Here is an 11,258-nt window from a genome sequence, read left to right on the forward strand (position 1 = left end):
TATAAGGTGTGCTGTCGATTCCAACCACATCGAAAAGGAGAATCATGTCGGTATTGGACGATCTGGTGGCGGGAGCCGTCGAAGACCAGAAGCATCGGGAGAGGACGGTGCCTCTGGAGGCGCTGAAGGAACAGGTGGCGCGCAGTGGCCGCACACCTCTCGACGCTCGTCGATGGCTTAAGCGTCCCGACGCCATACCGGTGATCGCCGAGATCAAGCGTGCATCGCCGTCCAAGGGCCATCTGAGCGACATCCCGGATCCAGCGGCGCTCGCGCTCGAATACGAACGGGGCGGCGCAAGCGCCGTCTCGGTGCTTACCGAAGGACGCCGTTTCCTCGGGTCTCTGGACGATCTGGACAAGGTCCGCGAGGCCGTGCGGATTCCCGTGCTGCGCAAGGATTTCATCGTCACCGATTATCAAGTCTGGGAGGCCCGCGCGCATGGTGCCGACATGGTACTGCTCATAGTCGCGGCATTGGACGACGACAGGCTGCGGCACCTTCTCGGCCTCGCCCATGAGCTCGGCATGACCGTTCTCGTCGAGACGCACACCCGAGAGGAGATAGATCGCGCCGTCGCCGCGGGAGCCAGGGTCATCGGCATCAACGCCCGCAATCTGAAGGACCTTCGTGTGGACGTGAACAAGTACGACGAGCTTGCCGCGAATCTTCCGGACGACGTGATTCGTATCGCGGAGTCCGGGGTTTTCGGCGCCGTGGAGGTCGAGGACTATGGCCGTGCGGGTGCCGACGCCGTTCTGGTCGGCGAGGGTGTCGCCACGGCCGATGACCATGAGCTTGCAGTGGAACGACTAGTGAAGGCAGGATCAAGAGTGAAATCATCAGAGACCACGCCGTTGAGCGAACATCACGGGCCGTACTGGGGGCAGTTCGGTGGCCGTTATGTTCCCGAGGCGCTCATCACCGCGTTGGATGAACTGGAACGCGTCTATGACGAGGCCAAGAATGACCCCGAATTCCATAAGGAGTTCATGACGCTGCAGCAGCGTTACGTGGGACGTCCCTCGCCTTTGACCGAGGCGCCGCGGTTCGCCGCGCTCGTGCGGGATCGGACGGGGCTTGACACCAGAATCTTCCTCAAACGCGAGGACCTCAACCACACGGGCGCCCACAAGATCAACAACGCGCTCGGGCAGGCGCTTCTCGTCAAGCGTATGGGCAAGACCCGCGTGATCGCTGAGACCGGAGCCGGCCAGCACGGTGTGGCCACCGCCACCGTGTGCGCGATGCTGGGACTGAAATGTCGCATCTACATGGGGCAGATCGACGCCCGTCGCCAGGCACTCAACGTGGCACGCATGCGCATGCTCGGCGCGGAGGTCGTGGAGGTCACCCTCGGAGACAGGATCCTCAAGGATGCCATCAACGAGGCCCTGCGTGATTGGGTCACCAATGTCAAGGACACCCACTATCTGCTGGGCACGGTGGCAGGTCCCCATCCGTTCCCCGAGATGGTGCGTGATTTCCAGAAGATCATCGGCGAAGAGGCCAAGCAGCAGCTCAGGGACTGGTACGGGATTGACCATCCCGATGCCGTGTGCGCGTGCGTGGGTGGCGGATCCAACGCCATCGGCGTGATGAACGCCTTCCTCGACGACGAACGTGTCAACCTTTACGGTTATGAGGCCGGAGGCAATGGTCCTGAATCCGGGCGGCACGCCATCCGATTCGCGCCGGGAACCGGACAGCTCGGCATGTTCCAAGGTGCCAAGAGTTATCTGTTGGAGACTGAAGAAGGCCAGACACTCGACACGTATTCGATCTCCGCGGGTCTCGACTACGCGTCGGTCGGGCCGGAGCACGCCTGGCTCAAGGACATCGGCCGCGTCAGGTATTCGTGGGCGACCGACGAAGAGGCGATGGACGCCTTCCGCGACCTGAGCCAGACCGAAGGCATCATCCCCGCCATCGAAAGTTCGCACGCCGTCGCCGGCGCGTACAAGGCGGCCGCCGACCTCAAGTCCAAGGGATACGACAAGGCCGTGATGATCATCAACATCTCCGGACGAGGCGACAAGGACATGGCCACGGCCGGCAAATGGTTCGGTTACCTGACGGACGACCAGGCGGCCGCACTCGACGTGACCGGCGCACATGGCAACGCCGTCGCCTGAGAACAAGAGGAGCGAAGAACAATGACGAATGCAGCAACCACGCCCTCCGGGCAGCCCCTGGGCATCAGCCACAAGACCAGTCCCACCGAAACGATGTTCGATGCTCTGCGGTCACGGAACCGTCCCGCATTCATCGGATACCTGCCTTACGGGTTCCCCGATCCCGACACCTCATTGGATGCCTTGCGAACCATGGTTGAGCACGGCGTCGATGCGGTGGAGATCGGTCTGCCTTACTCCGACCCCGTCATGGACGGCCCGGTGATCCAGGCGGCCAGCCAGATTGCGCTCGACAACGGCGAAAGCATCAACAACGTCTTCAAGGCGGTGGAGACCGTGGCCCAGGCAGGCGGCGTCCCGCTGATCATGAGCTACTGGAACCTCATCTACCACTATGGTGTGGAGCGCTTCGCCCATGATTTCGAGAATGCCGGCGGAGCCGGACTCATCACCCCGGATCTGATTCCTGACGAGGCGGGGGAGTGGATTGAGGCTTCCGACCGGCACGGTCTCGACCGAATCTTCCTCGTATCCCCGGATTCGTCCACGGAGCGGTTGGAGACGGTCGCCCGCAATGCGCGTGGCTTCGTCTACGCGGCATCGCGTATGGGCGTCACCGGTGAAAGGGACACCATCTCGTCCTCGCCGGAGCGTCTCGTCGAACGTACACGTCAGGCCGGCGCAAGCAACGTCTGTGTGGGCATCGGCGTCTCCACCGCGGAGCAGGCGGCCAAGGTGGGTTCTTATGCCGACGGTGTGATTGTGGGCTCCGCCCTGGTGCACACGCTGTTGAACGATGACAATCGAACCGCCCGTGACTCCGCCGAAGGTCTTGGACTGCTCGCCGCGAAAACCGACGAGCTGGCCGAGGGTGTACGCGGCGCGCGGCACTGAACGGAACACACAATGCGAGCTGAAGGCGGATCCGCACGTGCATGGTCCCCCATGCACGTGCGGAGCACCGTCCCTACCACAAGCGAGGCATGATGAGCGTAGCGTCGATCCCTTCCCCGACATTCTCCGAATTCCATATCGGACCCGTGACCATCCACATGTATGCCATCTGCATCCTCATCGGCGTGTGCTTCGCCGTGTGGATACTCAGCGTGCGCTGGAAGAAGTCGGGCGGATTCTTCGACCAGGTGCTCGACACCACGCTGGTCGCCGTGCCAAGCGGACTTGTCGGAGCGCGCCTCTACCACTGCATCACCACGCCGGCGGCGTATTTTCCCCCCACAGGCAATCCGCTCAACATCGTGAAGGTCTGGGAGGGGGGAATGGCCATATTCGGCGGCATCGGGGCGGGTGCCCTGGCGGCGTTCCTATGGTGCCGGCACAAGGGGTATCCGTTCGCGTTGCTCGGCGATGCGCTCGCCCCAGGCCTCATGGTCGCGCAGGCGATCGGGCGTCTCGGCAACTGGTTCAACCAGGAGCTGTACGGCAAACCCACCACCCTGCCGTGGGGGCTGGCTCTGAACGATGCCGACGCCATGGGCAAGACGCAGGTGTGCTACAACGGCCAGCCCTGTCCGGTGGGCACCCTGTTCCATCCGACCTTCCTCTACGAGATGATTTGGAACCTCGTAGGCGCCGCATTGATTGTGATCGTCGGCAATAGATTGTCTCACATGCTGAAAGGCGGGCAGATCTTCTCGATGTATCTCATCTGGTACGGAGCGGGACGCACATGGATCGAGATGCTACGCATCAACTACTCCACCGAAATCCTTGGTCTGCGCGTCAACGTATGGACTGCCATCATCGTGTTCCTGTTGGGCGTCGTGCTCTTCGTCGTACTAAATGCCAAAGGGAGGGATCGGGCCGACCTGTCGCGTCGCCTCACCGAGGTGACCGCGGACGAACTGGAACGCATCGCCCAGCAGGAGTCGGCGAAGACCCGCGGGGACGGGGGTTCGGGCGTTCCGGCGGCAGGCCAATGACTGACGCCCCGAATATGAACAGCGCATGAACGGTGATGTCGCTTCCGCGCATCGTCGTTCAGCTTCTCTAGAATGGGTATCATGACGATTCAAATTGCACCAAGTATCCTATCGGCGGATTTCTGCAACCTTGAGCGTGATCTGCACGCCATCGCCAACGCCGACCTCGTCCACGTCGATGTGATGGACCATCACTTCGTCCCCAATCTGACCCTGGGCGAGCCCATCGTCAAACGCATCTGCGAGGTCAGCCCCCTGCCGGTCGACGTCCACCTCATGATCGAGGACCCCGACCGCTGGGCCCCCGAATTCGCCAAGTGCGGGGCACGTTCCGTGACCTTCCACATGGGAGCGACCCACGCCCCCGTGCGTCTGGCCCGCCAGCTGCGTGACATGGGATGCATGGCCTGCTTCGCCGTTCGCCCCGCCGAACCGGTCGAGCCCATCTTCGACATCCTTGAGGAATTCGACATGATTCTCATCATGACCGTCGAACCCGGATTCGGAGGTCAGAAATTCCTCGCCAACCAGATGGCCAAGACCCGTCGTCTGCGTGACGAGATCACCCGCCGTGGCCTCGACACCCACATTCAGGTCGATGGCGGCGTGAGCCCCTCCACCGCGCACATCGTAGCGGAGGCGGGCGCCGACGTGCTGGTCGCCGGCTCGGCGGTCTACTGCGCCGACGACCCGGCCAAGGCCATCGACGAGATCCGCAACAACGCCCAGGCAGCGTACAAGGCCTGAGTCCCGTCCGGCTCTCCGTGCCGGAGGGCCGGAAAACCGCCGGACGGATTTCGCCATCCGGCAACACCAAAGGAGAACCCCAAGTTATGAAGACCTTCGATTCCTTGTTCGAAGAACTGAGCGCAAAAGCCGCAGCCAAGACCGAAGGGTCGCTTACTGTCGAGGAGCTGGCCAAGGGCACGCATTTCATCGGCAAGAAACTCGTCGAGGAGGCCGGGGAAAGCTGGATTGCCGCCGAATACGAGGGTGCTGACCGCACCGCCGAGGAACTCAGCCAGCTGCTCTACCACATTCAGGTCATGATGATTGACCGAGGCATCGGCCTCGAAGACGTCTACAAGCACCTGTGATTCCGATTCTGGTCAGATGCATCAAGGGGCGCATGGGCTTGCCATGCGATCCGACAAATTCATCACTAAGGGGAAAACATGCTGAGAATCGCAGTGCCCAATAAGGGTATGCTGTCCGAACCCGCCTGGAACATGCTGTCCGAGGCCGGCTACCGGCTGCGGAGCAATTCACGACAGCTCGTTGTGGAGGATCCGGACAACGGCATCGAACTGTTCTATCTTCGTCCGCTGGACATCGCCGTATACGTCGGCCGAGGCACCATTGACTGCGGCATCACCGGCGAGGACCTGCTCAAGAACTCCGGCACCGAGGCCATCGAGCATTTGCCGCTGGGTTTCGGAGCCTCCACGTTCCGGTTCGCCGCGCCGAATGAATCCTCGTACGCCAAGCTTGAGGACATCGAGGGAAAGCGTGTGGGCACATCCTTCGACAAGCTCGTGCATGATTACCTGCAGGCGCACGGTATCAACGCCGAGACCATCCATCTTGACGGTGCGGTCGAATCCTCCGTCCAGCTGGGCGTGGCCGACCTCATCGCCGACGTGGTCTCCACCGGCACCACGCTGCGCAATGCCGGACTGCGCATCTTCGCCGATCCGATCATGCATTCCGAGGCATGCCTCATCCGTTCACCGCGTCTCGACCCGAAGGATGAGCGCCTGACCGTCCTCGGACGGCGTCTCGAAGGCGTGCTCACGGCCCAGCGTTATGTGCTCATGGACTACGACATTCCCGTGTCGAAGGTCGCCGCCGCGGTGGACGTGACCCCGGGCTTCGAAAGTCCCACCATCTCCCCATTGCACGACAAGCAGTGGAACGCCGTGCGAGTGATGGTGCCGAAGGCCAAGGTCAACCAGCTTATGGACAGGCTGTATGAGGTGGGTGCGCGCGGCATCATCGTCACCGCACTTCAGGCATCCCGGATGTGACCCCACGGAACGCATGGGCAGTCATACGTACGACAGCGACCGCGGCGGCGAGGACGAGGCATTCAGCCCGGAACCGCAGAACGTCATATGGACGGTGCCGAATGCGATCAGCTTTCTTCGCATTCTCTCCATACCGGTCATAGCGGTCCTCATCTCCAAGCGGTATCTGATCTGGTCGCTGGTCGTCCTCGCTATATCATCGGCGTCCGACGGCGTCGACGGATACATCGCGCGACGGTTCGACCAGGTCAGCCGCATAGGACAGATTCTCGACCCAATCGCGGACCGTCTGCTGATCATCTGTTCCATGCTCGCACTGGGATGGGCGCATATCCTGCCATGGTGGCTGCTCATAGTCGTCGGCTTGCGCGATGTGGTCATGCTCCTTGAGGTGCTATTGCTGGCGCAGTATGACTACGGCCCCCTGCCGGTTCATTTCGTCGGCAAGGCCGGCACCGCACTTCTGCTCATGTCCGTGCCGGTGCTCATCGTCGCCGACCTGAGCGTACGGCCGTTCTTCCAGGTGCTGCACCTCATCGGCGTGGCCGGTGCCATATGGGGTGCGTCGCTGTATTGGATCGCGGGACTCATCTACATCCTGCAGGGGTATGCCCTGCTGCACCGGGATATCCGCAGACGTTCAAGGCGGGACCATGTCGATTGACGGACGCCCCCCGGTCTCGTTCGACGTCGACCCGGACAGCGCCCCCATGCGCCGGCGCAGTGCGTTTTCCCGGTCCGTCTTCGGTCTGATAAACCGTCATGCCGTCCAGGATGAGGCGCATGTCCCCGGTCGGTCGCGTCGGCGCAAGGTCAACGACGAGTCTCTTCATCTCATCGACGATCTGACCAACCGGCCCCTTGATCCGCTGTTCGAGGATTCCACGCTGCTGCCCCAAACCCGGTCGGCCACCATGGTATGGATCACGAGGATCCTCACCTTCGTTTTCTGCGTGATCGTCGGGATTTCGGGCTGTGTCATCGTACAGGAACTGCATATGAACACCCGGCAGAAGATTCGTGAGGAGCTCGCCAGCCAGGTCGCGGCGTTGAACGACAAACAGCATTCGCTCCAATCCGACGTGGCGTCACAGCGTTCGCAGATCGAATCCCTGACCAACAGCATGCAATCCAGCGACGACTCCACCACCAAAAGGGACGCCATACTCAACGGCACCGTCGCCGTGACCGGTCCCGGCGTCACCGTCACATTGGCTGACCCCATCGCCGCCGAGGATCAGAAGGGCGACCTGCCGAGGGACGAGCAAGGACACGCCATCCGCGTGGTGTCCGACAGCGACCTGCAGATGTTCGTATCCAATCTATGGGGCGCGGGCGCGGAGGCGATCGCCGTCAACGGCATCAGGATCGGCGTGCAGTCATCCATACGTGTCGCCGGCCAGACCATCCTCATCGGCGTCACCTCGGTGCAGAGCCCGTATAGGATCCAGGCCATAGGGGACAGGGGCTCGCTCTCACGTGCTGTCGGCAAACAGAGCAACACCGCCCTCTACGACGCTCTCGCCCAGGTGGGGATATATCCCGACGTGTCGCGCAACAATACTATTACACTTGAGGCATCGGGGTCGCCCGACCTCAAATACGCGCGTAAAGGGGAAGAGTAGGCATGCCGGCAATCATCGGTCTCATCGTGGGCGTCGTCGTGGGCATCTTCATCAAGCCCGACGTCCCCGTCGCGCTTCAGCCCTATCTGCCGATCATGGTCGTGGCGGCCATCGATGCCCTTCTCGGGTCGGCGCGCGCATACTTCGAGCGCAGTTTCTCCGATCGCGTCTTCGTCATCTCCTTCCTCTCCAACGTCGTCACCGCCGTGCTTCTGGTCTTCCTCGGCGACCAGCTTGGCGTGGGCTCGCAGCTGACCACTGCGGTGATCGTCGTCCTGGGCATACGAATCTTCTCCAACGTATCGGCCATCCGCCGGTTCATCTTCAGAGGCTGAAAGGCCGCGACGAGACACCATGGCAAAAGACACCAACCACAACCACAGGCAGCCGCGGGCGTTGAACCGTCTCCTGCATCAGGAGATGGCCGACGAGATCAACGACGACGTCTCCACCGGCACGTTCCCGCAGGTGCGGAAGAAGCCCCCGCGTCCCACGCGCAGGAAGGACGGGCGCGGACGGGTCGCCACCTCCATCCTCATCATCGTCCTATGTGCGCTGCTGGGATTCGGCTACGTGACCCAGCTGCAGAACTCACAATCGTCATATGCCACATTGAGCGAGGACGAACTTGTGCGTCTGCTCGACGAGACCAGCGCCCAGGTGGACACGCTCGAACAGCAGAAGGCCCAGCTCTCGGAGCAGCTGCGATCCATCAAATCGGCCGCCGACAAGCAGAAGGAGGTCGAGCGGGTGGCCAAGGAGAACGAGGAAAGCAGCGGCATCCTTTCGGGCCGTCTGCCAGCCGAGGGCAAAGGGGTGGTCATCACCGTCGGCCAGCGCAACGGACACATCCCGGCATCCATGATGTTCACCCTGATCGAGGAGCTGCGCAACGCCGGCGCCGAGGTGATGGAGTTCAACGGAGTGCGCGTGGTCACCTCCACATCGTTCACCGACACGGATTCCGGCGTGGCCTGCAGCGGCCAGTCCGTGACACCGCCATACACCATCAAGGCGATAGGCGACCCCTCGGCCCTGCAGAACGCCGTTCAGATCGCAGGAGGCGTGGGCTCGCAACTGCGTGTGAAGCATGGCGCCTCCGTCAGCGTGGTACAGTCGGACGGCGTCCAGATCAACGCGGTGCGACAATCAACCGACTATAAGTACGCAAGGACTGTAGAATAACAACTATGACTGATTCCATTCCAACCGCCGGAGAGACCACCATCATCGGCATCCCGGCCATTCATATTCCGATCACGACTGCGGGGGACCGTCCCCTGACCCAGCAGGACCTGGACACCATCGCACGTCTCGATGAGAATTCGGCCCTGTTGATATCCACCCGCGGTGCGGTTTCCGGTTCCCGATATCTTTTGGATGAGGACGTCGTAAACGTCGGCCGGGACCCCCATTCCGACATCCTTCTCGACGACTCCACCGTCTCCAGGTCACATGCCGTCTTCCGGCGTGTCAACGGACGGTTCACCGTGCAGGACGCCGGATCGCTCAACGGCACCTACGTGAACCGCCAGCGCGTGGATGAGGCCGTATTGAAGAACGGGGACGAAATCATGATCGGAAAATTCCGTCTGGTCTTCTTTACGAAATCGGCCGTCGTATCGGCATAAGGGCGTCCTACGCGGTTAGACTGGGCATGATGGCAAGTCAATCCGCGGAAGGATGACCGATATGGGAGACAACGATGGCGTTCGATTGACCCTTCATGTGCCCCTGCACGACCGTACGGACCTCCGTGCGACGAACGTCGTGCAGGGGCGGCTTTTCGACGAGGCGGAATCCCATGAGACCCGCGGATATCGAGGCACCGTCGCCTCACGTGTGGCGGGCATCACCTATCGGCAATTGGATTACTGGGCCCGTAAGCAGATTGTCGAGCCGTCGATCAGTCCCTCTCATGGTTCCGGGTCGAGGCGTCTGTATTCGTTCAAGGACGTCGTCATTCTCGCCGTATCGAAAAAGCTTCTGGACGCGGGCATCAATCTGCAGAACGTCACCGGTGCCATAGACTGCCTGATGCAGCATGACGCGGCGGAGCTTGAGGACATCACCATCATGTGCGACGGCCAGACCGTACACGAATGCGTCACCGACGAGGAGGTCATCGCCCTTGTGCGTGGGGGAGACGCGGTTTTCGGCGTATCGGTGGGCGTGCTGTGGCATCGGACCCGCGACGCCTTGGCCCACGAGGAGTTCGTGGACCTGACGTCGCAGCGGGGGAAAAGCGCTCCTGGAATCGGCCATGGCCTCGATGAGATCACCGAACGTCGTCTGCGCAGGCGGTTCGTGCAGGACCGGGGGCCGTCATCCACGGGCCGACTCGAATCGGGACTCGGCTAGCCGTTTCTGGCTCAGGCCTCTTCATGCCAGTGGGGGTCCTGCGCGAATGTCCGTCCCTCGGGGTTGTCCATGGCTTCGATGTCACGCATGTCCTGCGCGTCGAGCTCAAAGCCTGAAAGATCGAGATTGGCGCGCTGGCGCTCGCGATTCATGGACTTCGGGATGGCCACGTCGCCGAGCTGGAGATGCCAGCGCAGGATCGCGGCGACGGGGGAGATGCCGTGCTTGTCGGCGATTCGTTTGATGGTGGGGTCCTTGAGCATCTGATTCGCTCGGCCCAGCGGGCTCCATGCTTCGGTGATGATGCCGTGCTTCTCATCGTAGGCGCGTTGCGTGTTCTGTTGGAAGAACGGATGCAGTTCTATCTGGTTGACGGAGGGTGTGACACCTGTGGCGCGGACGAGCAGGTCGATGTGGCCGGGAAGGAAGTTGCTTACGCCGATATGCCGGACGATGCCCTGCCGCCTTGCGTCCACGAGTGCCTGCCACGCGTCCACGAACTGGCCTTGGGACGGATTCGGCCAGTGGATGAGATACAGGTCGATGTAGTCGAGCCCCATGCGGGCCACGGACTCCTCGATGGTGGCGCGCGCCTGATCGTACTGATGATGTCGGCCCGGCAGCTTGGATGTGACGATGATGTCCTCGCGAGGCACGCCGGATTCGCGAATCGCCTTGCCGACCACGCCCTCGTTCTCGTAGTTGAACGCGGAGTCGAGCAGCCGGTAGCCGACCTCCAGCGCCGAGATGATGGCTTCGACTCCGGCGAATCCGTTGACTTTGTACGTACCGAAGCCGATGGCAGGCAGTTCAAGACCGTCATGCGCCCTGCGGACGGGTATGGCGGGAGGTTCCAGAAGTGTCATGATGCACTCTCTTTTCATGTATGTGAGGATGATCTGATGGTGCGGGTCGATTTGTTTCGAATCCCTATGATGACATTACTCGACGATGATGAGGAATGAAATGAGGATGGGCTAGTCATTTGCTGCGGTTTGTGGTGTTGTGTGGGTGTTTTGCGCGTTTTTCGACACGCCGGGGGAGGCGTTTGTTTTATAGGGTTTTCGGGTGTTGTGTTCGGGGTTGGTTTGCATGGTTGTGTGGTGTGGTGTAAGTTATTCACTCGTTGCCCGGCACGGCGGACATCGCTTCCGAGTGGTGTTGTTTGCT

The 11,258-nt window shown here is 61.6% G+C and carries 13 protein-coding genes; 12 read left to right on the forward strand and 1 reads right to left on the reverse strand.

What is annotated here, in order from left to right; genetic code table 11:
- The first annotated feature begins 44 nt into the window (after positions 1-44).
- From DF200_RS07895 to DF200_RS07950, 12 genes are all read left to right on the forward strand, one after another.
- Positions 45-2,135: a bifunctional indole-3-glycerol phosphate synthase/tryptophan synthase subunit beta gene (locus DF200_RS07895; protein WP_109137734.1), complete on the forward strand. Its 2,091-nt coding sequence runs from the start codon at positions 45-47 to the stop codon at positions 2,133-2,135.
- Between the two features lie 21 nt (positions 2,136-2,156).
- The gene (trpA, locus tag DF200_RS07900) at positions 2,157-3,029 is read left to right on the forward strand and encodes a tryptophan synthase subunit alpha (protein WP_109137735.1); all 873 of its coding nucleotides are present in this window, start codon (positions 2,157-2,159) and stop codon (positions 3,027-3,029) included.
- Positions 3,030-3,121: 92 nt separating this feature from the next.
- On the forward strand, positions 3,122-4,075 hold the full coding sequence (gene lgt, locus DF200_RS07905; protein WP_109137747.1) for a prolipoprotein diacylglyceryl transferase: 954 nt from the start codon (positions 3,122-3,124) through the stop codon (positions 4,073-4,075).
- An 81-nt stretch (positions 4,076-4,156) separates the two neighbouring features.
- Positions 4,157-4,822 carry a ribulose-phosphate 3-epimerase gene (gene rpe, locus DF200_RS07910; protein WP_109137736.1) on the forward strand — a complete coding sequence of 222 codons (666 nt, stop codon included), beginning with the start codon at positions 4,157-4,159 and terminating at the stop codon, positions 4,820-4,822.
- Positions 4,823-4,908: 86 nt separating this feature from the next.
- Positions 4,909-5,172 carry a phosphoribosyl-ATP diphosphatase gene (locus tag DF200_RS07915; RefSeq protein WP_109137737.1) on the forward strand — a complete coding sequence of 88 codons (264 nt, stop codon included), beginning with the start codon at positions 4,909-4,911 and terminating at the stop codon, positions 5,170-5,172.
- Between the two features lie 78 nt (positions 5,173-5,250).
- The gene (hisG, locus tag DF200_RS07920; RefSeq protein ID WP_109137738.1) at positions 5,251-6,102 is read left to right on the forward strand and encodes an ATP phosphoribosyltransferase; all 852 of its coding nucleotides are present in this window, start codon (positions 5,251-5,253) and stop codon (positions 6,100-6,102) included.
- A gap of 13 nt (positions 6,103-6,115) precedes the next feature.
- Positions 6,116-6,766 carry a CDP-alcohol phosphatidyltransferase family protein gene (locus tag DF200_RS07925; protein WP_109137739.1) on the forward strand — a complete coding sequence of 217 codons (651 nt, stop codon included), beginning with the start codon at positions 6,116-6,118 and terminating at the stop codon, positions 6,764-6,766.
- Positions 6,756-7,727, forward strand: a complete 972-nt coding sequence (locus DF200_RS07930; RefSeq protein WP_158275821.1) for a DUF881 domain-containing protein — start codon at positions 6,756-6,758, stop codon at positions 7,725-7,727. The genes DF200_RS07925 and DF200_RS07930 overlap by 11 nt, the downstream gene beginning before the upstream one ends.
- Positions 7,728-7,729: 2 nt before the next feature.
- Complete coding sequence (locus tag DF200_RS07935) at positions 7,730-8,062, forward strand: small basic family protein (RefSeq protein ID WP_109137741.1); 333 nt, start codon at positions 7,730-7,732, stop codon at positions 8,060-8,062.
- Positions 8,063-8,081: 19 nt separating this feature from the next.
- The gene (locus DF200_RS07940; RefSeq protein WP_109137742.1) at positions 8,082-8,912 is read left to right on the forward strand and encodes a DUF881 domain-containing protein; all 831 of its coding nucleotides are present in this window, start codon (positions 8,082-8,084) and stop codon (positions 8,910-8,912) included.
- Between the two features lie 5 nt (positions 8,913-8,917).
- Positions 8,918-9,358 carry an FHA domain-containing protein gene (locus DF200_RS07945; RefSeq protein WP_109137743.1) on the forward strand — a complete coding sequence of 147 codons (441 nt, stop codon included), beginning with the start codon at positions 8,918-8,920 and terminating at the stop codon, positions 9,356-9,358.
- Positions 9,359-9,410: 52 nt separating this feature from the next.
- A complete protein-coding gene (locus tag DF200_RS07950; RefSeq protein ID WP_439098323.1) occupies positions 9,411-10,088 on the forward strand; it encodes a MerR family transcriptional regulator in 678 nt (225 codons plus the stop codon).
- Between the two features lie 11 nt (positions 10,089-10,099).
- Here the strand turns inward: DF200_RS07950 and DF200_RS07955 are convergent, their stop codons facing one another.
- A complete protein-coding gene (locus DF200_RS07955) occupies positions 10,100-10,954 on the reverse strand; it encodes an aldo/keto reductase (RefSeq protein ID WP_109137745.1) in 855 nt (284 codons plus the stop codon).
- Between the last annotated feature and the right edge of the window lie 304 nt (positions 10,955-11,258).

The organism is Bifidobacterium catulorum, assembly GCF_003129925.1.
GTDB classification, from domain to species: domain Bacteria; phylum Actinomycetota; class Actinomycetes; order Actinomycetales; family Bifidobacteriaceae; genus Galliscardovia; species Galliscardovia catulorum.

What these genes read in the sequence shown, in the direction of transcription:
- DF200_RS07930 (WP_158275821.1), top strand. Translation starts at nt 6,756, where the DNA reads ATGTCGATTGACGGACGCCCCCCGGTCTCGTTCGACGTCGACCCGGAC.
- DF200_RS07955 (WP_109137745.1), bottom strand. Translation starts at nt 10,954, where the DNA reads ATGACACTTCTGGAACCTCCCGCCATACCCGTCCGCAGGGCGCATGAC.
- DF200_RS07925 (WP_109137739.1), top strand. Translation starts at nt 6,116, where the DNA reads ATGGGCAGTCATACGTACGACAGCGACCGCGGCGGCGAGGACGAGGCA.
- rpe (WP_109137736.1), top strand. Translation starts at nt 4,157, where the DNA reads ATGACGATTCAAATTGCACCAAGTATCCTATCGGCGGATTTCTGCAAC.
- DF200_RS07945 (WP_109137743.1), top strand. Translation starts at nt 8,918, where the DNA reads ATGACTGATTCCATTCCAACCGCCGGAGAGACCACCATCATCGGCATC.
- DF200_RS07940 (WP_109137742.1), top strand. Translation starts at nt 8,082, where the DNA reads ATGGCAAAAGACACCAACCACAACCACAGGCAGCCGCGGGCGTTGAAC.
- hisG (WP_109137738.1), top strand. Translation starts at nt 5,251, where the DNA reads ATGCTGAGAATCGCAGTGCCCAATAAGGGTATGCTGTCCGAACCCGCC.
- DF200_RS07950 (WP_439098323.1), top strand. Translation starts at nt 9,411, where the DNA reads ATGACCGATATGGGAGACAACGATGGCGTTCGATTGACCCTTCATGTG.
- DF200_RS07915 (WP_109137737.1), top strand. Translation starts at nt 4,909, where the DNA reads ATGAAGACCTTCGATTCCTTGTTCGAAGAACTGAGCGCAAAAGCCGCA.
- lgt (WP_109137747.1), top strand. Translation starts at nt 3,122, where the DNA reads ATGAGCGTAGCGTCGATCCCTTCCCCGACATTCTCCGAATTCCATATC.
- trpA (WP_109137735.1), top strand. Translation starts at nt 2,157, where the DNA reads ATGACGAATGCAGCAACCACGCCCTCCGGGCAGCCCCTGGGCATCAGC.
- DF200_RS07895 (WP_109137734.1), top strand. Translation starts at nt 45, where the DNA reads ATGTCGGTATTGGACGATCTGGTGGCGGGAGCCGTCGAAGACCAGAAG.
- DF200_RS07935 (WP_109137741.1), top strand. Translation starts at nt 7,730, where the DNA reads ATGCCGGCAATCATCGGTCTCATCGTGGGCGTCGTCGTGGGCATCTTC.